This window comes from Roseibium sp. R5 (assembly GCF_055755305.1).
Genome location: NZ_CM146910.1, coordinates 1040001 through 1061861 on the forward strand (window position 1 = coordinate 1040001; position 21861 = coordinate 1061861).

The window sequence follows — 21861 nt, forward strand, 5'->3', positions numbered from 1 at the left end:
TCGAGGTCTTCAAAATCCGGTTCACTTAGACGAAAACTTTCCAACCACGACCGATGAGACCGCACAAAGCCTTTTGGCATGCCCGTCGAGCCAGATGTGAACCCGGCATAAAACTCAGCGGTTTCCAAAGGCGGGTCGCTTGGGCGCGTGTCGAGTTCATCGTTTCGAGACGCCACAAATTGAGCGAGTTGGTCGTCGTCGAGACAAAAAGCCGGCTGCACGGCCTTGAGCACGGTTTCTACCTGATGCCGCGGCCAGGAAGGGTCCATGACGAGGGCAGTGCGGCCTGAGCGTGCGCAAGCAAAGAAGCTGACGAGGATGTCAGTGGGGTCGGCCAACAAGAGCGCAATCTGGGCACCTTCGGGAGAGTTATCCCGAAGCTGCTGCTCTCTTTCCTGAACAGATGACAGGAACTCTTCCCATGAGAAGACGCACCCGCCAGTTTGCAGCGCGGGTCCAGCCTTGCTGGCCCGCGCTTTTTTTTCCAGGCGTTCGCCGATGTAGCCCATGCGGCGTAAGATCCTGCTGCGACCGGATCAGGACCGGGACAGAACAGCGCCCGGCAGGCCGCGCGCAATCGTCTGGGCAATCACCGCTGCGATTGCGACCTTGATGAGGTCACCTGGAATGTAGACTGCGCTGCCCATGGCCGCTTTCGGCAGGGACAGGCCCGTCATGAAGGAAATGCCGGGAATCCCGAAGGCGTAGACGACAAGAATTCCGCCAACTGCGCCAGCAACCGCCGCCGAAACAAGGACGCTGGCGTTGGTTGTCGCGCGCATGATCAGACCCGCGACAAAAGCGCCAACCGGCCAGCCAATCAGGAAACCGACAGATGGACCGGCGAACACGCCGAGACCGCCTCGGCCGCCGGAAAGGAACGGTGCGCCGAGCGCAACCAGGAACAAGAACAAAAGCACGGCGAGGCTGCCGCGGACCGGTCCGAGCATAATGCCCGCCAGCATCACACCAAGTGTCTGCGCTGTAATCGGCACCCCGCCCAGCGCCGGAATTGCGACCGGCGGCAGCAAACCGAGGACGGCGATGAGAGCTGCATAAAATGCAACGTGCACAAGGGAACGATCTGTCATGGGAGTCTATCCTTCTTTATCGTCGTTTTTTCTGGGACGTTTTCCGACCCGAGTCTATTGTTTGTCTCTATGGCTGCGGCGTCACCCGCCAGCCGGCCTTGTCGTATGTCGTTAAAGGCGCCCATTACTTCAGGGTCAGTCCTTGCGAGCCGCCGCGCGCCGTCAGAGCTTCGGCAACATTGTCCGACATTTTAAGCGCCTGGAGCGCAAAGGGCGCAATCAGCCTCCAGGACGACTTTTTGCCCGTGCGCGCCTGGTATGCCTCCCGAAGGACGGCGAAGATCTCCATCAAATGCGGTGCAAACCGCAACACAAGTGTGACACCCAGCGCGGGCTTGCGCGCTGAAAAGCCAGCCCATTCCAACGGTCGGAACAACGGCATCACGGCTGCTAGCATATCATCCATTCGCGTTGTCATCGAGACAAAGCTGGCGGCAAGAACCATCACACAAAGGCGCAGGATTGCGATAACACCGTCCATGACGGTTCCCGATAACCAATGCAGCGCCAGGATTGCTGCCAGAAAGATCGACAGTCCCTTCAGGAGCCGCAAGCGCTGAACGGCTCCGCGACCGAGAGAAACATAGGCCGCGAGCACCAGGGCCAAGCAAACAACAAAGACCCAGAGCGTTTCGGTCCTGAAAAGCAAAAGGCTGCCGATCGCAACTGCGAGCAGCTTGGCCCCTGCTGGAAGGCGATGCGCCCAGCTGGCGCCTGACAGGTAGACCGACATCATATCGCAGCTGCTTCCATGACGGTTCCAGACCGGCGTTCAATGTCGTCCCGATAGGCTGCAATCACCTTTGCTGCCGGTCCGTCCATACGCAACTGCCCTTCCTCCAACCACAGCACCCGGTCGAACCCGGTCAGCAGACTCAAATCATGACTGACCATCACAATCCGTTGCGGCAGCGACATGAGCTTGTTGAATATCAGCCGGGATGCCAGCGCATCCAGGCTCGTCATCGGCTCATCCAAAACCAAGACAGCCGGTCTCATCACCAGAACTGCCAGAATGCAGACTAGTTGCTTCTGCCCTCCCGACAATTCAGCAAAAGGTTTAGCGGCTAAGTCGCCGCAACCATGAAGGACCAGAAATTCCAAGGCTTTGGCACGGCTTTCGTCTTTCGAGGCGCCCAACTGTGTCAAGCCAAAGGCGATTTCTTCCTCTACCGTCGGAAAAATTGCCTGGTGATCCGGGTTCTGGAAAACAAAACCGACATGACGTGGCAATTCCGCTTGGACGGAAGCCGCATCTGCGCCAAAGACAGTGACGCGGCCTTCATCAGCGAGATGAAGACCGTTCAAGAGGCGTGCGAAGCTGCTTTTCCCAGATCCGTTCAGTCCGATCACGCCGACCCGGCGCTCTTCCAAATCAAGGCTAAGGCCTGACAGGACCTTCCGGCTGCCAAGGGTGAGACCGGCGTTTTCAAGCCGTGCATAGGGCGTGATGTCCGGATTGCAGCCGCTAGTTTGTTCTTTGTCTTTTTTGCGGGGCCAAAGCACCATGAAGTCCTATCGCGGAAGTGCTGCAACGGTGTTTTTCTAACGCAGCGTTTGCCCGCTTATGGTTTGGAACGGACAGCTTGTCAAAAAACAGTCAATGATGCCCACATGAAACCTGGGCGGCCTACCCGACAAGGCGGGTCAAATCCGGTGGCGCCGCAAAGGTTGAGATGGTGGTCTTTATACGCTCCAGCGCCCAATCGAAGCGGTCTTCGTTTTCTTCAGATCCAAAGGTAAGCCGGATATAGGCTGCCGGTTTTTGCCCTTTTGCCTGAAAGTATCTTGAGGACAGCACCGAGATGCCCTGATGAGACAAGGCCGCCTGCAGCGCATCCGGGTCAACGTCTTGCGGCAAAGCAAGCCATCCAAAAACCTTGTGGCTGCCGCTTTGCAGAAAGTACGGCTCCAAAATCTTCTTGGCGCGGTCAAATCTCACACTGTTGACGCGCCGCTTGACCCGGAGCGCCTTGCTGAGATGCCCCTCACGGACCCAACCGGAAATAAGCTCCGCCGTGATCGGCGATGCCATCCATGTGCTTTCGCCGATTTTGTTGCGGATTGAGTCTTCAAAGGGCGCCGGAACATGAACAAAGCCGATCCGGCTGCCGGGCGAACACACCTTTGAGATACTGGCGATCGAGGCCGTCCGCTCTGGCGCAAGAGCGCCGAATGCCGGCAAAGGGTCGGTCAGAAACGGCGTATAGGGATCGTCTTCTATGATCTTGAGGTCAAACTGACGGGCAACCTCAACAAGCCGTGTGCGCTCATCCATCGACATGGTGTGGGTGGTCGGGTTCTGCATGTTGGGCATCAGAAAAACGCCCTTCACGTGATGCATCCGAACCGCTTGAGCCAGTGCATCCGGATCCATTGCGCCCAGCCCTCCATCATCGCCGATGAGCGCCGGGACCGGCACAGCTTTCAGCCCTTGCGCGGCGAGCGAACTAAAAATCGACGGATACGTAAATTGGTCCACCGCCACGGCATCGCCGGGTAGAAAAAGGGCCTGACAGGTGACCTGAATGCCATGCTGCGCACCGCATGTCACCGCGACCCGGTCCGGATCAGCATCCAGTCCGTAGTCCTTGAACACGAGAACCCCTGTTTCCCTGTGGGCCTTCAATCCTTCGGAAGGCACAAATCCGTTGAGGCGCTCAATTCCGGCCGTTTTAGCCATGCGAACCAGCCCATCGGAAAGGCTGGGATTGAGAAACGGATAGGCAAAGTTGCGCGCCAGATCACACGTCTCCGGTTCCCCTTCCTTCGGGATCAGGGGAGAAACCTTCTGGCTTTCCGGGGCAACATACGTTCCACGGCCAGTTTCGCCTTTGACCAGACGCCGACGCTCCGCCTCCGCATAGGCCCGGGTCACCGTTCCGAGCGTTATGCCGAGCTGATAGGCAAGCTCGCGTTGCGGCGGCAACCGGTCGCCCTGGGCGAGACTGCCGGCAAGAATATCAGCTTCCAGCGCGTCTGCGATCGCAAGATAAATCGGCCCGGAAGCCGTCTCGATGTTCGGAACCCACATTGTCATGAGAACAATGTTATCATTGACCGATACAATATTTCAATACAGAGATTGTCCATACGCTTTTGTATCGATTATATCGAAATTGTATGAGGCTCCCGAAATGGACACCGCCACACTTATGGCCTTCGCGGTCTTTGTGATCATCATGACCGGCACCCCAGGCCCCGGAAACCTGGCTTTCCTCGCGATCGGGGCGAGTTCCGGGTACCGGACGGCATTTCCGGTCATCATTGCATCACAGATCGGCTCGCTGCCTTTAAACCTGGCAGTCGCCTACGGGCTTGGTCACATCATGGCGCAGGGCGGGATAATCGTATCGGTATTCAAGGCTTTGAGCCTGACTTATATGGCCTTTCTGGCCTGGCGGATTATTTCGCTGACCATCCGGCCTAAGGGTGAAACCACCCTTCTGACTTTTTGGGAAGGATTGTTGATCCACCCGCTAAGCCCCAAGACATGGGCCATGAGCCTCGTCGCATTCTCGACTTTCTTTGCAGGAAACGGTCTGGATCTGCATGCCAACGCCGCCATCCTGGCAACCGGTTTCCTCTTGGGCGGAATGGTCTTTCATTCGCTTTGGGCGCTGGTCGGTGTATCTATTCTGGCTCTGATTGGCGAAGGCCGTTTGATGCGCTCCATCACAGTTGCGATGGCGCTCACGATGCTCGTCGCAACTGTCTGGGCTCTGATGCTGTAAATACCCACCCGGCACCGGTCCTCGCGGGCCGATAGCTTGAGAAGGGAGCAGATTACAGAAAACTGCCAATAAAAAATTATATGTTTGTGTGGTCCCATACGGCCTCGTTCCGATGTTTCACGGAGGTCGTTTCCGGTGGCGATACGGTCCTGGCTCTGGGTTGCGCTGTTGGTGGTCGGTATATCGCCGATCGGACTGCCGACGCTCGGGCATCCGGCAGGGTCTGTGATCATCTTGGCGACCGATTACCCGCCCTTTGATATCGCAGAGCCCGAAGATGACCGTCTCGGAATTGACCACGAAGTTGCCGTTGAAGCCTTCAAGCGCAAAGGCATCACGGCAGAGGTTGTCTATGTCCCGTGGTCCCGAGCGGTCAGCGAAACCGAAGCTGGCAACTATCCCGGCCTTCTGACCTGCGCCCATACCGTTGAACGTGCTGAACACTTTCTCTTCAGCGCGCCTATCAGTCAGGAAGCCTATGGCGTTTTCTACCGAACAGGGCATCCGGTCGAAAACATTCGGAGCATTGCAGACCTTAGGGGCCAGCGGGTCGCCTCTGTTCTTGAATACGCCCCAAATGCGGAAATGGAGAGGCAAGGCGCGGAGTTGGTCAACATCGCCACGGATACGGCCGGCTTCAAGATGCTTGAACTGGGGCGTGTCGACTATTTTCACACCGGACAAGCGGCCGGTCGGCATCTCAAAAAGAAACTTGGCTATCGCAATGAATTTGGTTTCCGGTCCTTCGTTGTCTGGGACTACTTCTTGTGTTTTTCACGAAAGCACCCTGACTCTGAAGAGTTGAGACAGGTGTTCAATGAAGGCTTGGCGGAAATACGAGCTGACGGAACCTACGAAGGTATCCACGCCCGGTACCGGTAATGCTCTCTACGCTTAGCGGCGTTGCAACCTGTCGAACTCACTGCGCCATTTTTCTTCAAGGCTTTGCGGGCTTGGCTGTATGTCGTCAAGGCCGATGTCCCGTTTCAATGCCGCTGGCAAATCAGAGAGAACAGCGCGTTTACGCCGATGGCCATACCATCCAGAAAGCAAGCCATGGATAAATTCGACTAATCCCAATTTAGAGCGCGCACTCGATTTGGTGCATTTACAATCGATAGAAGACATGAAAATCTCCCGAATTCGTTGATGAATTAAGGATGTATCGCTGGTCGGCTGTTGATTGACCAATGAAAAGACAATAGACATGCATAAGGAGTATTTATGCATGTCCGCCTCTTTGCCCCCGTTGTCCGCTGTCCGGGCGTTCGATGCCGTTTCAAGGCACCTCAGCTTCACAAAGGCAGGTGATGAACTTGGCATGACGCAGGCCGCGGTCAGCTATCAGATCAAGCTCCTGGAAGAAAAACTCGGATTTTCACTGTTTGAGCGAAAACCCCGGAAAATTGAGCTGACGCCGCGCGGCCAACAGCTTGCAGATGGTGTAACTGACGCATTCGACCGGCTTCGCGGCACGTTTCACGACGTCCAGGAAGCAGAATCGTCCGAACTCGTAATCAGCAGCAACACGACGTTTGCTGTCACCTGGCTGTCGTCACGCCTGTTCGAGTTTCAAATTCAAAACCCCACCATCGCCGTCCGGCTAGTTCCGTTCGGCCCCTGGGAAAAACCGGCCTTTAATGATGGTGATCTGACAATTACCGCCTGCTATCAACCGCCGAAGGGGTGCTATTATCACCAGCTGATCCAGGCCGAGTTCACTCCGATGATTTCCCCGCTACTTGCAGAAAAACTTGGCGGGATCCACGAACCGGCTGATCTCTTGAAGGCGCCAATCATCGACCCTGAAGACCATTGGTGGCGAACATGGTTTGCTGATGCCGGCTTGCCGGATGTTGATCTTAGCCAAAACCCGTCCAGCCGGATGGGCTCACAGGCACTGGAAGCCAACCGGGCCATTGCCGGGCAGGGGGTCGCGATTCTTACCCCGTATTTCGTACGGGACGCACTTGCAAACGGACAGCTGATCCAACCTTTCGAATTGGTTTCGCGGATTGAAACCGAATCCTGGAACCTGAGCTATCCGATGCAAAATAAAAACAGCCGGAAAATCCGGCTGTTTCGGGATTGGCTTTTCTCCGAACTTGAAAAAGACGGCCGCAAGCTGCCATTCGGGCGGGAGGCGGAAACCGTCTGATCGTTGGGCTTACGGCGTAAATACAATTGTCTTGTTGCCAACAATCATGACCCGGTTTTCCAGGTGGTATTTGACAGCGCGTGCGAGCACGCGGGATTCAATATCCCTACCGCGCGCCACGAAATCATCTGCCGACAATGCGTGACTGACGCGCTCTGCGTCCTGTTCAATGATCGGGCCTTCGTCGAGATCCGGCGTCACATAATGCCCAGTCGCTCCGATCATCTTCACCCCGCGCGCATGGGCCTGATGATACGGCTTGGCGCCCTTGAAGCTCGGCAGAAACGAGTGGTGAATGTTGATCACCTTGCCGAAGAGCCGCTTGGACAGGTTATCGGACAGTACCTGCATGTAGCGCGCCAGCACCACCAGATCTGCGCCGGTTTCCTTGACCAGCTTCAGGAGTTTTTCCTCCTGCTCCGCCTTGTTTTCCTTGGTCACCGGCCAGTGATGGTACGCAATGCCTTCATGATCGGCGGTACGGGCGCTGTCCGGATGATTGGAGACGATGGCAACCACCTCGGCATCCAGCCAGCCAACCCGGATCTGGTAAAGAAGATGTAGCATCGCGTGGTCAAACTTGGAGACCATGATGATCACTTTTGGCCGCTTGGCCGTGTCGACCAGCTTTGCTTTCATGTCAAAGCGGGCAATGACCGGATCAAGCGCCTTTTGAACGCTCTCCAAGGTCACACCTTCCGGCGCCAGCATGGCGATGCGGAGAAAGAACTGATTGGTGGCACGGTCCCAAAACTGATCACTCTCTGCGATATTCGCACCGAAATCGGCCAATTCCGTTGTGACGGCTGCGACAATTCCCGGCTTGTCCGCGCATGAAAGCGTGAGGACGTATTGGTGTTCGGCCATGTTTTCAGTCTCTCCACTCTGTCGGGCCTTGCCCGAATGTGAACCGCCCTGAAGGCGGCTCAGCCTCACAGAACGGAGATGTTTTTTTCTTCCAGGGCCGACACCAGATCCCGGACCCGGTCAGCGTTGTCCTTCGCAACTGCACCATCGCGATTCCAAAGGCCGTTCTCAAATCCTATCCGGGCCTTGCCACCGTTCTCGATGGCATACACGAGACATTCTGTTTCCCGATGCCCAAAGGCACACACACCCCAATCGATCTCATGATCGCTCCGGCGTGCTTTCAAACGATCCAGAAAGGGGTGCAGATCTTCCGGCGCACTTTCCTGATTGTCCGCATAGCGGCCTAGAACCAGCAGCACCTGATGCGTAATGCCAGGAATACTGCCGTTTTCGACGAGGTCGAAGAACCGGTCGAGGTCCTCTGCACTGTAGAGGATGTGTTGAACAGATATTCCTTCCTTCAGGGCCCAGGAATAAAACTCTGCAGCCGTATCTGTGTCATCGTCCGGCACCATCTCGCGCACAGCAATCGACACCAGTGACGGCCTTAACTCCTGGACCAGTTTGCGCTGGTCGTCCGGTGTGTATTTTCCAACAGCTTCGGTGGTGATTTGAACCTGCATTTGCGGCAATGCAGCATTCAATTCCGACAAGAGCGCCTGGTAGAGGTCTTTGTCCAGAACATGTGCCCCGTTTTCATCGCGGACATGGGCATGGATTGCGCCCGCGCCGGCTTCGAAACAAGCGACGGCTGCCTCCACCGTTTCGGTGATCGACATCGGCAGGGCCGGATGATCCACCTTGGTGCGCCGCGCGCCATTCGGCGCCACCATGATAAGTGGCAGCGCCTGAGGTTTGGTATCAGAGGCCATGATCAGAAGACGGCCTTGAACGCAGTTTGCAATTTATCTGCAATCTCCGAGATGTGCTGATCTTCCATGATGAAGGGCGGCGCCAGCAGGATGTGATCCCCTTTCACGCCGTCAATCGTGCCGCCCATCGGATAACAGATGAGCCCGGCCTCGAACGCGGCCTTTTTCAGAGCCTTGTTCACCCCCCGTTTGGTGTCAAAGGGTGTTTTGCTTTCCCGATCCTCAACAATTTCGATGCCGCGGAACAGGCCGCGTCCACGGATATCGCCAACATGAGGGTGCTGTCCGAAAGCCTCTGTCAGGGTCGCATCCAGTTTGTCACCCAGAGGATGAACCTGATCGACCAGGCCGCCAGTGAGCTTTTTCAGAACGGCAAGAGAGGCCGCGCACGCCGTCGGGTGGCCGATATATGTATGGCCGTGCTGGAAGAAACCGGACCCGTTTTCGATGGCCTCATAGATCTCCGAAGTGCACAGCATAGCCCCAATCGGCTGATACCCTGCTCCAAGGCCTTTTGCGATCGCAAGGATATCCGGCGCTATACCATCCTGCTCACAAGCAAACAGGCTGCCTGTGCGTCCCATGCCGCACATCACTTCATCCAAGATGAGCAAGATCCCATAGTGATCACAGATCTCCCGGATCCGCTTGAAGTAACCCTCGACAGGCGGGACCGCACCAGCCGTTGCGCCGACAACCGGCTCGGCCACAAATGCCATCACGTTTTCCGCGCCAAGGCGCTGAATTTCGGTTTCGAGTTCATTGGCAACGCGTCGCCCGTATTCGACGGCCGTTTCATCGTCCGCCCGTCCGCGATACTCGTAACACGGTGAAATGTGGGAGGTTTCGATCATCAATGGCGCGAAGGGTTCGCGGCGCCACTGATTGCCACCTGTTGCGAGCGCCCCGAGCGTGTTGCCATGATAGCTTTGCCGGCGGGCAATGACCCGATGCCTGGATGTTTCGCCTTTTTCCAAAAAATACTGACGCGCCAGTTTCAGAGCGGCTTCCATTGCCTCTGAGCCGCCGGATACGAAGTACACCCGGTCCAGATTGCCCGGTGCATGATCGATCAGAAGATCGGCCAGCTGTTCTGCAGGCTCTGAGGTAAAAAAACCGGTATGTGCGAAGGCAATCTGATCGACCTGGCCCTTGATCGCCGCGGTCACGTCGGGATCGCTGTGGCCAAGGCACGACACTGCCGCGCCGCCCGATCCATCAAAGTATTTTTTACCATTACTATCAATAATGTAACATCCATTACCACCAACAGCGACAGGGATGGATGCTTTGGTATGACGCGGAAAAACGTGAGACATGAACACGAACCTCACCAAGGGTGTATCGCGCCGGATTGTGCGCTTGAGACATTTGTATCATGAATTTGCCTCGTGTGAAACAAATGTTTCTTTGTCGCGTTAACCATCTCTTTCATTAAAATTTTAATCAAATTGCTGGCAGTTCTGGGGAGGGGGCAAACACTTAGAATTTGCAAGGCTGTTTGTTATGCGTCAGCGTTTTTTAGCCTGGATAATGTTTTTGGGATTGTCCGTTGTTCTGGTTGGATGTGGATCGGTTGCCGGTGTCACCGGCATGGGCTGGGCAACGGCCTCGCACAGCGCGATCGACTACAACGACTCGTCCTGGTGCGTGCCGAGAAAACTAAAAAAGGTCCTGAACAAGGTCGCGAAACGGTACGGTACGGTGAAGGTTCATTCCACCAAACGCTGGTGGTTCGAGAATTGGCGCAAAGGTGGCGCCCGCAGTTCCTATCACCTGAATTGTCAGGCCGTTGACTTTTCCGTCGGCGGCAACCCGTCTTCCGTTTTGGCTTTCCTGAAGTCCCAGTCTGCAGTGGGCGGTTACAAGTACTATTCGTCAGGATTTTATCACATTGACACCGGGCCGCGCCGGACCTGGTAACAAACAAAAGGCTCCGGGGTTTGACGCCGGAGCCTTGGTTCTTTCGCAGATGAAGTGAATGCACTACTTCAGTTCACCCAGCTCCAGCGCCATTTCCCAGGCAACAGCATCGAAACCGATAAAGTTCTTTTCAGCGCCTTCCACGATCGGGCGCTTAATGACGGATGGATTTTCGATCATGACGTCCAGCGCGCTTTTTGCATCGGTCACGCCATCCTGGGTGGCTTCATCCAGCCGGCGCCAAGTCGTGCCACGCTTGTTCAAAACCGCTTCCCAGCCAAATTCGCCAACAAACTTGGCCAGCTTGTCGGCATTAACACCGTCTTTCTTGTAGTCGTGAAAACTGTACTCCACCCCGGCTTCATCCAGAAACTTCCGCGCTTTCTTGACCGTATCGCAATTCTTGATGCCGTAGACCTTCATGATGCCTCTTACCGGTTTGCAGTTCATTTGGCGGCACAATTGCTTTTTGTCCTGAGTGTTTCAAGACCATCGTCCAACAATCCACGATCAGCCCGGTTCCGTCTTGACGCGGCCGCTTCAAGCTGCACTGTCGTCACCTACGATCAGTCTACTTTTCCGCCAGGCGTTCAAACACTGTGACCGACCCCGCCATTCCATCAAAGGTGCCCGCAACCGCTGGAGATGCGGCATGGCCCAATCCCGGGCACGGCAACTGGCGCCAACGGCTGCGCCTGTTGAGCGGACTGGTTCTTTTCCTGTTTTGCCTGAGTCACTTTTCCAACCACGCGATGGGAATCATTTCCGTCAATGCGATGGAGAAAATGTCCCTGTGGCACTACTGGATCTGGCGCGGGCCGATCGGCGAAACCGTGTTGATCACGGCAGCTCTCACCCATGTCGCGCTGGCGCTCTGGCGAACATCCAAGAGACGCACATTGCGCATGCCGCCCTGGGAGTTCGCTCAGCTTGTGCTGGGGCTTTACATCCCCTGGACGCTCATTCCGCATGTCATCACAACGATGGGACTGGCGAAAGAGTTCGGCTTTATCCCGAACTACCATCAGATGCTGACGATCCTTTGGCCGCAAAATGCAGTCATGCAATCCATCCTTTTGCTGGTTGTCTGGACCCACGCCATGATCGGGCTGCATTTCTGGCTGCGGCTCTACCCGTTCTACCACCGGATCAAGTACATCGCCCTGGCCGCCGCCATTGCATGGCCTGTGATGGCGCTTTGGGGCTTTGTCGAAGGCGCCCGGCGCCTGGCCCTGGCAAGGGATGTGACAGTCAAGGTCTCGGACGATCAGTGGGCATGGCTCTATGCGCAGTCCGACAACATTAGAGCCATAGTGTTCGGCCTGATATTTTTGAGCCTGTTTGTCATTGTCATCCGGTATCTCGCAAGCCGTATTTCTGCAGGCATTTCGATCTCTTATCCCGGCGGTTTGACCGTTCGGGCCCAACCAGGTGCATCTCTTCTTGAGATCAGCCGCATGAACGGAATTCCCGTAGCTTCCGTTTGTGGCGGCCGTGCACGCTGTTCGACCTGCCGCGTCAAGGTTTTGAACGGACTGGAGAGCTTGTCACAGCCAAACCCGGCAGAGACAACAGTTTTGAAGCGGATTGGAGTGCCGGAGGATGTCCGCCTGGCTTGCCAGATCAGGCCAGCTGCAAATCTGGAAATCCAACCGCTGGTGCCGGTGAAGGCAAACTTGGTGCGGCAGGACCATGTTCAGGATGCTTACTATTGGGGCGTCGAACAGGATGTCGTCGTCATGTTCGTCGACCTCCGGAACTTCACCAGCATGACCGAGGCGCAACTTGCCTACGATGTCGTCTTTCTTCTGAACCAATATCTTGACCGCGTTTCGGCCGTAATCCGGGCAGAGGGCGGCTATGTCGACAAATTCATAGGTGATGGCGTCATGGCCATCTTCGGGATGGAGACGGGTGCTGAGACCGGTGCGCGCCAGGCTTTGAAGGCTTGCCGGGGCATCGAGAAAGTCATGGAAGCACTGAACGTCGAAAAGGGCCCTCAGTTCCGCGACACGATCCGTCTCGGTGTTGGCCTCCATCTCGGCCAGGCCATCCTGGGACGTATTGGCGCTGCCGGATCCGGTAAAACTGAAGGTGGGCTCACCGCGCTTGGCGACGTCGTCAACACCGCCAGCCGGCTGGAAACTGAAAATAAATCGCGGAACAGCTTCCTCGTTGTTTCCAAAGACGTAATTGACGCGGCTCGCGCAACGGCACCCGATGAAACGCTGTACGACGTCAGCGTGCGCGGCAAGGAAAAACCACTCCAAGTCTTTGCACTTAAGCAAATGGATGGTTTATTGCTGCCTGGGGAAACAGGGGTAAAAGACCTCGTGTAAATAGCCGGGGCGCACGTGCCAAACACCTATACACCGCGGGAAATGTTGACGAAACTCGTGTCCTTCAACACGGTGTCCGATCGCAGCAATTTCGAGCTTATTTCATTTGTCGAAGAGTACCTGTCCAGTCACGGCGTATCCGCCGTGCGTGTCCCGGACGCAACGGGTGAAAAGGCCGCCTTGTTTGCCACCGTCGGGCCAAATATCGATGGTGGTATCGTTTTGTCGGCACACACAGACGTGGTGCCCGTCGACGGGCAAAACTGGACGTCGGATCCGTTCTCGGCATGGGAGGATGGCGGCCGCCTCTACGGGCGTGGCACCGCCGACATGAAGGGGTTTGCGGCAACAGTTTTAGCGAAAGTACCGGATTTTCTAGGCGCAAACCTCTCTAAACCGATCCACATAGCACTGTCTTACGATGAAGAAGTGGGCTGCTTCGGCGCGCCGCCGATGATCAATGCGATGCTGGCCGAGGGGCCGCATCCGTCTGCGGTGATCGTTGGAGAGCCGACAAACATGAAGGTGGTTACCGGGCATAAGGGAATTGCCGTTCTGAAAACCCGGGTCCACGGACATCCGGTACATTCCAGCCAGCTGCACCGCGGGGTGTCTGCAATTTCCGCCGCAGTGAAACTCATTTCATGGCTAGACGGGCAGACCGAAGAGAACAAAGCCAAAGCAGATCCGGAATGTCCATTCGACCCGCCCTACACGACCTTGCATTGCGGCACGATCCAGGGCGGAAAGGCGCATAACATCACGGCGCAGACCTGCGAATTCATGACAGATATCCGGTTGCTGCCCGGCGAAAACCTGGAAGACTGGATTTCGGCATACCGGGAATATGCCGCAGACCGTGTTCTTCCTGACATGCAGGAGATCTCAAAGGACTGCCGGATTGATATCGATGTCCTTGCCATGGTTCCAGGGCTTGCCGAAGAAACAGACGGAACCGCGGAGCAATTGGTCCGGCGCCTGACCGGTGACAACGGCCGTCATGTCGTTGTCTACGCTACAGAGGGCGGTCAGTTTCAGGAACATGGCCTTTCCACGGTGGTGTGCGGACCCGGATCAATCGACCAAGCACATCAGGCCGATGAGTTTATCGACCTTACGGAACTTGATAAATGTGCCAATTTTCTGGATGACCTGTGTGAAAAAGTTTTGCGCTAATCGGAGAAATCCGATTTGATGCATTCCGCCAACGCTGTCATAATTGGCACAATTTACGACTTTCCGGTCGTGAAGAAAAAATTGAACAACAACGAGTTCACATAAGCGCTGAATAGCACTGAAGAGGGGACTATGAATACCAAAACCAAATTGATTGCTGCTGCTGTGGCAACGTTTGGCGTGGCATCCGCTGCGCAGGCGGAAACATTGAAGTTTGCGTTTCAGGGGACATTGAACGCCCTTGACCCGTACAGCCTCAACGAAACCTTCACGCTGTCCGCCCTTGGCAACACCTATGAAGGTCTGACCCGCCGCGGTGCAGACCTGCAGATCGAGCCGAGCCTTGCCGAGCGCTGGGAAGTTGTCGAGCCGAACCGCTGGCGTTTTTACCTTCGCCAAGGCGTCAAGTTCCACAATGGCAACGACTTTACAGCTGAAGACGTCGCCTTTTCCGTTGACCGTGTCCGCTCCGAAGGGTCCGACCTAACAACCCGCGTTCCGGGCGATGCCAAGGTGGAGATTGTTGACGACTACACCGTCGACTTCGTTCTGACCGGTCCGAACCCGATCCTGCACTATGAGTGGGACACGTTCTACATCATGGACAAGGAGTGGACCGAGGCCAACGACGCGGTCAAAGTCACCTCTGCTTCCGACACCACCCCGAACTATGCGGCCCTGAACGCGAACGGCACTGGCCCGTTCAAGCTGGTCAGCCATGAGCCAGGCGTGAAAACCGTTTATGAGAAAAACGACGGCTGGTGGGACACCGCGTCTCACAACCTGACCACCGTTGAGTTCACTCCGATCGGATCCGATGCAACCCGCGTTGCAGCGCTTCTGTCCGGCGAGATGGATATGGTTTACCCGATCCCGATCCAGGACATCAAACGCATCAACGACAATGACGGCACTGTCGCCCTGACAGGTCCTGAGCTGCGCACGATCTTCCTCGGCATGGACCAGATGCGCGATGAGCTGCTGTATTCCGACGTGAAGGGCAAAAACCCGTTCAAGGATGCCAAGGTTCGCAAAGCGTTCTACCAGGCCATCAACATTGAAGCGATCAAGCAGAAAGTGATGCGCAACCTCGCAACACCGTCCGCGATCATGATCTCCCCGTTCCTGTTCTCCAAGTCGGATGAGTTCGAGCGCTATCCGTATGACCCGCAGGCTGCAATGGATCTTCTTGCAGAAGCTGGTTATCCGGACGGGTTCTCTGTCGGTATGGACTGCCCGAACGATCGCTATGTCAACGACGAAGCCATCTGTCAGGCCGTTGCTGCAATGCTCGCCCGCGTTGGCGTAAAGGTTGACCTGAACGCCCAGCCGAAAGCGAAGTACTTCGCCAAGATCCTGGCCTCTGGTGGCTACGATACGTCGTTCTACCTGCTTGGCTGGACCCCGGGTTCCTTCGACAGCTTCAACGTTCTGTCCAACCTGATGAACTGCCGCGATGAAGCTGGCAAAGGCTCTCCGTTCAACAACGGTGGCTGGTGCGATGCGAAAATCGATGAGCTGACACAACAGATCCTGGTTGAAAACGATCCGGCGAAACGCGACGGCATGATCGCGGAAGCCTACAAGATCTCCCACGATAATGCCTACTACATCCCGCTGCATCAGCAGGGTCTGGCATGGGGCGTTGCGGACGACGTTGAGCTCGTCCAGCGCGCGGACAACCAGTTCCACTTCCGCTTCGTCACAAAGAACTAAGCGGTCCTGTTAAAAAATGAAGCGCCCCCGGTTCCGCCGGGGGCGCCTTTTCTTGAAAACGTAAAGAGCCGAAATGATAGGTTTTGCAACACGTCGTTTGCTTCAAGCGATGATTGTCATGTTGGTGGTGGCGCTGCTCGCCTTCACCATGTTCCGTTTCGTCGGAGATCCGATCAACCAGATGGTCGGGATCGAGACATCCATTGAAGAACGTGAAGCACTGCGCGAGCGTTTGGGTCTGAACGACCCCATCCCTGTCCAATTCGCCCGCTTCATCGGCAATGCTGTGCAGTTCGACTTCGGCACATCCTATCAGTTCAAACAACCCGTTTCGGAGCTGTTTGCCAAACGTATTCCGGCAACGCTTGAGCTCAGTTTCGCGTCCTTCATGTTTGCGCTGGTTGTCGGCATCCCAATGGGTATTTACGCCGGTCTCAATCGCGAATCGGCGATTTCAAAACTGTTTCTATCAGTGTCTCTGATCGGCATATCCCTGCCCACCTTCTTCATCGGGATCTTGTTGATCTTCCTGTTCTCGGTCACGCTGCAGTGGCTGCCAAGCTTTGGCCGCGGCGATGTCGTCCAGGTCGGGTCCTGGTGGACAACAGGCTTCCTGACGGTTTCCGGCCTGAAAGCTCTGATCCTACCGGCGGTCACGCTCGGCATGTACCAGATGACCTTGATCATGCGCCTGATCCGGGCGGAAATGCTAGAAGTCATCCGAACCGACTACATCAAGTTTGCCCGCGCACGCGGTTTGCCAGACCGGCTGGTCCACTTCCGGCACGCGCTGAAGAACACCATGGTTCCTGTGATCACGATCACCGGTCTTCAGCTCGGGTCGATCATCGCCTTTGCCACCATTACGGAGACCGTCTTCCAGTGGCCTGGCATGGGCTTGATGTTCCTGCAAGCTGTTCAGAACGTCGATATTCCGATCATGTCGGCCTATCTGCTGCTGACTGCTTTCCTGTTTGTCGCGATCAATTTCATCGTCGACATTCTCTATTTCTTCATCGATCCGCGTCTGCGGGTCGGACGGCCATAAGGAGACTTGACCATGGCTGATGTCTCCACACCGAACAGCGAGCCGAAAGGCCGCCTCGCACGCATCATCGACAGCGACCTGTTCCACTCCTTCCTGCGCTCGAAGGTCACCGTAGTTGCCGCAGTGATGACACTGATCTTGTTCCTGGTCGCATTCCTTGCACCCTGGGTCGCGCCACACAATCCGTTTGATCTGGCGACAATTTCCATTCTGGACGCTCGCGTTCCACCGGTCTGGATGGAGTTTGCCGACCCCCGCTTCCTGCTCGGCACAGATGATCAGGGCCGGGATCTGTTGTCCGGCATCTTCTACGGCATGCGGATTTCGCTCATTGTCGGTTTCTGTTCGGTCATCGCTGCCGCGATCATCGGCATCACCGCCGGTCTGGTCGCCGGTTACATGGGCGGACGTGTCGATGCGATCATCATGCGGATCGCCGATGTTCAGCTCACATTCCCGGCCATTTTGATCGCGCTTCTGATTGACGGTGTCGCCGCCGGCATCTTCGGCGGGATCGACCGAGAAGTCTTCGCCTTCTACATCCTGATCGTGGCGCTCGCGCTGTCGTTCTGGGTGCAGTACGCCCGGACCGTACGTGGGTCAACAATGGTGGAAAAGAACAAGGAATATGTTCAAGCAGCCCGCGTGATCGGCATTCCTTCGGTCATCATCATGGTCCGCCACATCCTGCCGAACGTGATGGGTCCAGTTCTGGTTATTGCGACCATCAATCTGGCGCTAGCGATTGTCACAGAATCCAGCCTGTCGTTCCTCGGCGTCGGCATGCCGCCCACCCAGCCGTCTCTCGGCACCCTGATCGCCATCGGCAACGACTTCCTCTATTCCGGGGAATGGTGGATCGCGATTTTCCCGGGCATTGCGCTGGCTCTGCTGGTTTTGAACGTCAACTTGTTGGGCGATTGGTTGCGTGACGCCCTCAACCCGAAACTGCGCTGAGGTGCCTCCCGTGAACGTCCTAGATATCAAAGACCTTCGGGTCGAGTTCCCGGGCCGCAAATCGGTTTTCGTTGCGGTTGAAGGGGTGAGCTTGAAAGTGGATGCCGGCAAGATCCTCGGCGTGGTCGGGGAATCGGGCGCTGGCAAGTCCACCGTCGGCAACGCCGTGATCGGACTTCTACAGGAGCCCGGCCACATTGCAGGCGGTGAAGTCTATCTGCATGGCCAGCGGATCGATGAACTGCCCTACAAGAAAATGCGGCAGCTCAGGGGCCGGAAGATCGGCATGATCTTCCAGGATCCCCTGACCTCGCTGGATCCGTTGCAGACGGTCGAATCTCAGCTGGTGGAGACTATCCGCACGCACCTGCCGCTTTCTGCAAAGGAAGCACAGCAGCGGGCGATTGAATTGATCGACGCGGTCGGCATTCCCAGTCCGGCTGAGCGTATCAAACAGTACCCGCACCAGTTCTCCGGCGGCATGCGCCAGCGTGTTGTGATCGCGCTCGCACTGTGCGCCGAGCCGGAGCTTGTGATTGCTGATGAGCCGACTACAGCGCTTGATGTGTCCATCCAGGCACAAATCCTAGAGCTGATGAAAAAGCTCTGTGAAGAACGAAACGTTGCAATGCTCGTGATCACCCACGACATGGGCGTGATTGCGGACATTACCGACCATGTTGCGGTGATGTATCACGGCGAGTTGGTGGAGTACGGGGAAACCAATCAGGTCCTCGGCGCTCCGAAACATCCTTATACGCAGAGCCTGATTTCCGCCGTTCCCCGGCCAGATATCAAGGTCGAGCGATTCCCGGTGGTCAACTACATCGAGAAGGCTGGCACGCCGCAAAAACATATCGACATCTCCACCCACTGGCTCGGCAAGTCCCGGGACTATGACAAGGTGACAGGGCCTCTGGTCCAGATACGGGACCTGGAGATGCGCTTTGAGACCAAGGGATCGATTTTCCCCTCGAAGCGGGAATACTTCCATGCGGTCAAAAAGGTCAGTTTCGATATTCACGAAGGCGAGACCTTCGGTGTCGTCGGTGAGAGTGGCTCTGGTAAATCCACGATCGCACGTGTGATTACCGGGCTTTATCACCCGAGCGGTGGATCGATCCTCTTCGGCAAGACGGAACTGACATCACTGAAGAACCAGAAAGAAATTTTGGCGATGCGCCGGCAGATGCAGATGATCTTCCAGGATCCCTATTCGTCGCTCAATGCGCGGATGCGGGTTAAGGACATCATTGCCGAGCCGATCAAGTTCCACAAACTGGCCTCCAGCAATTCTGAAGTCCGCCAGATCGTGGATGATCTCCTGGATCATGTCGGTTTGGGCGCTGCCGCGGGCCAGAAGTTCCCGCATGAGTTTTCCGGTGGTCAGCGCCAACGGATCTCAATTGCGCGGGCCCTCGCGACCCGTCCGCGTTTCTTGATCTGCGATGAACCGACATCCGCGTTGGACGTGTCGATCCAAGCACAGATTCTCAATCTTCTGAAGGATCTGCAAGAAGAGCTCGGGCTGACTATGATGTTCATCAGTCACGACCTCGCTGTAATCCGCCAGATGTGTAACCGGATCGGTGTCATGCGCAACGGCGAGCTCTGCGAAGTCGCGGACTGCGATCAACTGTTTGAAAACCCGCAGCACGAATATACGCAGCAGCTTCTCAATCTGATGCCGTCAATGGAACTGCTGTCCCGAGCCAATCTGGAAACAGCCTGATACCTCAAAGCTTTGCACTGTCCCGCCTTCCGCGGGACAGTGTCCCAAACCAGCTAAGTCACTGTTTATGAGTCTTTTTTGAGATTCGCCTGAGTCGTCCACTTGACTCTGCAGACACTCCTGATTCCCGATCTGCCGCCCAGCGATAGTCACAGTGGACTCAGGACCCGGCAATTGTTGCCGCCCCTGTTTTCAAGTCTTTTCCATTTAGTGTTTTCGGGGATATTCAATTGCCAATCAATCGTAATTCAGATCCTTGAGAAGTTATCTCAGCGCATTTTTTAAATTATAATTATAAAAAACAGTCTATTCTTCTAATCAGAAATTCGTTGTAATGATTTTTTATTTCTTTATTTGAAATTTGTCCTAATTTTATTTTCCATATTAATTCATATAAACTCTGTTTTTCTTTGTTCTCTGGCATTTCATTTCGATCCAATCGACCAAATCATCGGTATTCTTGCCAAGGGACGAAGCCGTCCTCCGTTGGAGCTATCTGACCGCCAGATTGAAGTGCAGACCGCCTGTACTGCATTTTCAATCCGGAGCGACACCCGGCATCACGCGACCGGGAAAGCACAGGGAACGGGGATCATCATGCAACAGGCCGCAAAAAAGCCGGCTCTCTCACTGGAAGTCATTAGCAGGGCGACACTGATCGCAATCGCATCAACTCTTCTCGCCGTAGCATCAGCGCATTCAGGCACAGAACCAAACACTGTGTCCGTTATCAGCCTCTGCGCGATGTCGGTTCTGTTCTCAGCCACCAGTCTGGCTTTCTGTCCGGAAGCCGCGGCTGGACGGAGCTTGAACTATGCAACGGCGCTCGTTTGCGGAGGTCTGCTGATTGTAGATCCCTTCCTCCCATTCATTTCAGCCGGAGGAATCACCCCCCATGCCCCTGCGTTTTCCGCCAGCATCATGATGATCCTTCGCGCACTCGCTGTTTGGATCCTGCCACCACGTGGCGAACGGACCGGGCTCAAAGAAGCTTTTGCTTCCAGCCAACTCAGCCTTCTATGCGGCACCCTTTGGCTTGGCGTAAATCCTGATCAGGCACCGATAGCGGCTGTTGTCTGCCTGGTGCTCTCCTGGCCCTATCTCGTTGATGGCATCAACGCCTTTGCTGACAAGGTCTATTTGGAAGCGGCCAGGGCCGCCGGTGTTCGGAGCCTTGGGACTGCTGCATTCGCCCAGGTCGCGTCAGCCCGCGATATCGTCATCGACAAGGCTGCCGTAATGTCGGGCCCAAACCTGGTGGTGACCAATGTCATGGCTTTCAACAATGAACCCAAAACACTGCTTGCCGTTGCCGCATCGGCTGAAAGCAGGAGCGATCATCCCGTCGCAGAAGCTTTGCGCCAACTGGCGGAGCAATGGCGTGTCGACATCAAGCGGCCCGATCGCTTCGAGCAAGCGCCTGGGCTGGGCGCAGTCGCTTTACTCGGCGGGCAAAGTGTCGTGATCGGCACGGCCAACCTGATGCAGAAGCACAAGATCGACAGCTTCACCGCCGACGCCATTGCCCGCTCACTTGAAGCGGACGGCAAAACGGTTCTGCGGGTTGCTGTGGGCGGCCGGGTAGTCGGTGTCCTAGGCCTTGAAGGCACCTTGCGTCAGGATGCAGGTGTTGCTGCCTTTGCTTTGCGCGGGGAAGGTCTCGTGCCCTGGCTTTATAGCGGGGACAGTGAAAAGACGCGCGAAGCCCTTGCCAACATGCTGGGCCTTGAACCGGTTGCAGACCCGCGTCCCGGCGAAAGCGCAGTGGAAGCGGCATACCGCTGTTTGGGCGATCAACAACCTTTGGTGCTGACCTTGTCGCAGGATCGCACCTCTTTGGAGTTGAGATCCGTCCATAAGACCATGGAAGATCACAGCACGCCGCAAACGGTGATCCTGGCTGTGAGCAACACCGAAGACATCGGCGCTTTTCCTGCACTTAAGGACCTTGCCATGCGACGCACGGCGCTCGCCGCCCACGCGCAACGGTTTTTGTCGGGCCTGTCGATTTTGTGCGGGGTTTGCGGTGGTTCGATGCTGCTCCCCATGTCGGCGGCCCCTGTTCTATTCCTTGTCAGTCTCACCGTCCTCTGGGCTTTCGCGCGTTATTCTATTGCGGATCCCAAACAAGAAACGAAAGCAGGGAGCCTGATCGCGGCGAGTTGATCTAATGCGCTTTACAAGCCTGTTCGAGCGGGTATTTATCGGCTCACACCCTCTGCCGTGAGGGGAACAGAGGGTAAGG

General features: G+C 56.0%; 21 protein-coding genes (1 of these 21 cut by a window edge). 11 read left to right on the forward strand and 10 right to left on the reverse strand.

Going from position 1 to position 21861, the window contains the following annotated elements:
* The 5 genes from AC0J4F_RS04680 to AC0J4F_RS04700 all read right to left on the reverse strand — a co-directional run.
* Window positions 1–509: the 5' portion of an AMP-binding protein gene (locus AC0J4F_RS04680; protein WP_133952668.1), read on the reverse strand. It extends 952 nt beyond the left edge of the window; only the first 509 of its 1461 coding nucleotides appear in the window; the start codon lies at window positions 507–509; the stop codon falls past the left edge of the window.
* A 27-nt stretch (window positions 510–536) separates the two neighbouring features.
* Entirely contained in the window at window positions 537–1091 is a 555-nt protein-coding gene (locus AC0J4F_RS04685; RefSeq protein ID WP_133952669.1) for a biotin transporter BioY, read from the reverse strand.
* 124 nt (window positions 1092–1215) lie between these two features.
* Window positions 1216–1827: an energy-coupling factor transporter transmembrane component T family protein gene (locus AC0J4F_RS04690; RefSeq protein WP_473025570.1), complete on the reverse strand. Its 612-nt coding sequence runs from the start codon at window positions 1825–1827 to the stop codon at window positions 1216–1218.
* Complete coding sequence (locus AC0J4F_RS04695; protein ID WP_133952671.1) at window positions 1824–2600, reverse strand: ABC transporter ATP-binding protein; 777 nt, start codon at window positions 2598–2600, stop codon at window positions 1824–1826. Before AC0J4F_RS04695 ends, AC0J4F_RS04690 begins: the two co-directional genes overlap by 4 nt.
* Before the next feature lie 121 nt (window positions 2601–2721).
* Window positions 2722–4131, reverse strand: coding sequence for an aminotransferase-like domain-containing protein (locus AC0J4F_RS04700; protein WP_209002639.1), 1410 nt, complete (start codon window positions 4129–4131; stop codon window positions 2722–2724).
* A 97-nt stretch (window positions 4132–4228) separates the two neighbouring features.
* Between AC0J4F_RS04700 and AC0J4F_RS04705 the strand changes: the two genes are divergently transcribed.
* Together AC0J4F_RS04705 and AC0J4F_RS04710 are read left to right on the forward strand one after the other, a co-directional pair.
* The gene (locus AC0J4F_RS04705; RefSeq protein WP_133952672.1) at window positions 4229–4825 is read left to right on the forward strand and encodes a LysE family transporter; all 597 of its coding nucleotides are present in this window, start codon (window positions 4229–4231) and stop codon (window positions 4823–4825) included.
* A 135-nt stretch (window positions 4826–4960) separates the two neighbouring features.
* The gene (locus tag AC0J4F_RS04710; protein WP_166672843.1) at window positions 4961–5707 is read left to right on the forward strand and encodes an ABC transporter substrate-binding protein; all 747 of its coding nucleotides are present in this window, start codon (window positions 4961–4963) and stop codon (window positions 5705–5707) included.
* Window positions 5708–5719: 12 nt separating this feature from the next.
* Here AC0J4F_RS04710 and AC0J4F_RS04715 read toward each other — a convergent pair whose 3' ends face one another.
* Window positions 5720–5953 (reverse strand): hypothetical protein, encoded by a 234-nt coding sequence (locus AC0J4F_RS04715; protein ID WP_133952674.1) that lies wholly within the window; start codon window positions 5951–5953, stop codon window positions 5720–5722.
* 100 nt (window positions 5954–6053) lie between these two features.
* Here AC0J4F_RS04715 and AC0J4F_RS04720 point away from each other — a divergent pair, with 100 nt between their 5' ends.
* Complete coding sequence (locus tag AC0J4F_RS04720) at window positions 6054–6983, forward strand: LysR family transcriptional regulator (protein ID WP_473025571.1); 930 nt, start codon at window positions 6054–6056, stop codon at window positions 6981–6983.
* A gap of 9 nt (window positions 6984–6992) precedes the next feature.
* On the opposite strand, the gene purU is transcribed toward AC0J4F_RS04720, so the two are convergent.
* The 3 genes from purU to AC0J4F_RS04735 form a co-directional block, all read right to left on the reverse strand.
* A complete protein-coding gene (purU, locus tag AC0J4F_RS04725) occupies window positions 6993–7850 on the reverse strand; it encodes a formyltetrahydrofolate deformylase (RefSeq protein WP_133952676.1) in 858 nt (285 codons plus the stop codon).
* Window positions 7851–7915: 65 nt separating this feature from the next.
* On the reverse strand, window positions 7916–8725 hold the full coding sequence (locus AC0J4F_RS04730; protein WP_209002642.1) for a beta-keto acid cleavage family enzyme: 810 nt from the start codon (window positions 8723–8725) through the stop codon (window positions 7916–7918).
* Between the two features lie 2 nt (window positions 8726–8727).
* Entirely contained in the window at window positions 8728–10044 is a 1317-nt protein-coding gene (locus AC0J4F_RS04735; RefSeq protein ID WP_133952677.1) for an aspartate aminotransferase family protein, read from the reverse strand.
* A gap of 214 nt (window positions 10045–10258) precedes the next feature.
* On the opposite strand from AC0J4F_RS04735, the gene AC0J4F_RS04740 reads away from it, so the two are divergent.
* Window positions 10259–10648: a YcbK family protein gene (locus tag AC0J4F_RS04740; protein ID WP_133952845.1), complete on the forward strand. Its 390-nt coding sequence runs from the start codon at window positions 10259–10261 to the stop codon at window positions 10646–10648.
* A 63-nt stretch (window positions 10649–10711) separates the two neighbouring features.
* Here the strand turns inward: AC0J4F_RS04740 and AC0J4F_RS04745 are convergent, their stop codons facing one another.
* Window positions 10712–11071, reverse strand: coding sequence for an ArsC family reductase (locus AC0J4F_RS04745; protein WP_473025572.1), 360 nt, complete (start codon window positions 11069–11071; stop codon window positions 10712–10714).
* Window positions 11072–11247: 176 nt separating this feature from the next.
* Here AC0J4F_RS04745 and AC0J4F_RS04750 point away from each other — a divergent pair, with 176 nt between their 5' ends.
* From AC0J4F_RS04750 to AC0J4F_RS04780, 7 genes are all read left to right on the forward strand, one after another.
* Window positions 11248–12987 carry an adenylate/guanylate cyclase domain-containing protein gene (locus tag AC0J4F_RS04750; RefSeq protein ID WP_473025573.1) on the forward strand — a complete coding sequence of 580 codons (1740 nt, stop codon included), beginning with the start codon at window positions 11248–11250 and terminating at the stop codon, window positions 12985–12987.
* Between the two features lie 15 nt (window positions 12988–13002).
* Complete coding sequence (gene argE, locus AC0J4F_RS04755; protein WP_473025574.1) at window positions 13003–14163, forward strand: acetylornithine deacetylase; 1161 nt, start codon at window positions 13003–13005, stop codon at window positions 14161–14163.
* A 132-nt stretch (window positions 14164–14295) separates the two neighbouring features.
* The gene (locus AC0J4F_RS04760; RefSeq protein ID WP_473025575.1) at window positions 14296–15879 is read left to right on the forward strand and encodes an ABC transporter substrate-binding protein; all 1584 of its coding nucleotides are present in this window, start codon (window positions 14296–14298) and stop codon (window positions 15877–15879) included.
* A 73-nt stretch (window positions 15880–15952) separates the two neighbouring features.
* Window positions 15953–16927 (forward strand): ABC transporter permease, encoded by a 975-nt coding sequence (locus AC0J4F_RS04765; protein ID WP_040451209.1) that lies wholly within the window; start codon window positions 15953–15955, stop codon window positions 16925–16927.
* Between the two features lie 12 nt (window positions 16928–16939).
* Complete coding sequence (locus AC0J4F_RS04770; protein ID WP_133952681.1) at window positions 16940–17884, forward strand: ABC transporter permease; 945 nt, start codon at window positions 16940–16942, stop codon at window positions 17882–17884.
* A 10-nt stretch (window positions 17885–17894) separates the two neighbouring features.
* A complete protein-coding gene (locus AC0J4F_RS04775; protein WP_133952682.1) occupies window positions 17895–19616 on the forward strand; it encodes an ABC transporter ATP-binding protein in 1722 nt (573 codons plus the stop codon).
* A gap of 597 nt (window positions 19617–20213) precedes the next feature.
* Window positions 20214–21782, forward strand: a complete 1569-nt coding sequence (locus AC0J4F_RS04780) for an HAD family hydrolase (RefSeq protein WP_473025576.1) — start codon at window positions 20214–20216, stop codon at window positions 21780–21782.
* The last annotated feature ends 79 nt before the right edge of the window (window positions 21783–21861 follow it).

Bases quoted from the DNA above. Each gene is read 5' to 3' on its own strand.
- AC0J4F_RS04715 (WP_133952674.1), bottom strand. From the start codon at position 5,953: ATGTCTTCTATCGATTGTAAATGCACCAAATCGAGTGCGCGCTCTAAA.
- AC0J4F_RS04765 (WP_040451209.1), top strand. From the start codon at position 15,953: ATGATAGGTTTTGCAACACGTCGTTTGCTTCAAGCGATGATTGTCATG.
- AC0J4F_RS04690 (WP_473025570.1), bottom strand. From the start codon at position 1,827: ATGATGTCGGTCTACCTGTCAGGCGCCAGCTGGGCGCATCGCCTTCCA.
- purU (WP_133952676.1), bottom strand. From the start codon at position 7,850: ATGGCCGAACACCAATACGTCCTCACGCTTTCATGCGCGGACAAGCCG.
- AC0J4F_RS04735 (WP_133952677.1), bottom strand. From the start codon at position 10,044: ATGTCTCACGTTTTTCCGCGTCATACCAAAGCATCCATCCCTGTCGCT.
- AC0J4F_RS04770 (WP_133952681.1), top strand. From the start codon at position 16,940: ATGGCTGATGTCTCCACACCGAACAGCGAGCCGAAAGGCCGCCTCGCA.
- AC0J4F_RS04695 (WP_133952671.1), bottom strand. From the start codon at position 2,600: ATGGTGCTTTGGCCCCGCAAAAAAGACAAAGAACAAACTAGCGGCTGC.
- AC0J4F_RS04780 (WP_473025576.1), top strand. From the start codon at position 20,214: ATGCAACAGGCCGCAAAAAAGCCGGCTCTCTCACTGGAAGTCATTAGC.
- AC0J4F_RS04685 (WP_133952669.1), bottom strand. From the start codon at position 1,091: ATGACAGATCGTTCCCTTGTGCACGTTGCATTTTATGCAGCTCTCATC.
- AC0J4F_RS04720 (WP_473025571.1), top strand. From the start codon at position 6,054: ATGTCCGCCTCTTTGCCCCCGTTGTCCGCTGTCCGGGCGTTCGATGCC.
- AC0J4F_RS04760 (WP_473025575.1), top strand. From the start codon at position 14,296: ATGAATACCAAAACCAAATTGATTGCTGCTGCTGTGGCAACGTTTGGC.
- AC0J4F_RS04730 (WP_209002642.1), bottom strand. From the start codon at position 8,725: ATGGCCTCTGATACCAAACCTCAGGCGCTGCCACTTATCATGGTGGCG.
- AC0J4F_RS04700 (WP_209002639.1), bottom strand. From the start codon at position 4,131: ATGACAATGTGGGTTCCGAACATCGAGACGGCTTCCGGGCCGATTTAT.
- AC0J4F_RS04740 (WP_133952845.1), top strand. From the start codon at position 10,259: ATGTTTTTGGGATTGTCCGTTGTTCTGGTTGGATGTGGATCGGTTGCC.
- AC0J4F_RS04745 (WP_473025572.1), bottom strand. From the start codon at position 11,071: ATGAAGGTCTACGGCATCAAGAATTGCGATACGGTCAAGAAAGCGCGG.
- AC0J4F_RS04705 (WP_133952672.1), top strand. From the start codon at position 4,229: ATGGACACCGCCACACTTATGGCCTTCGCGGTCTTTGTGATCATCATG.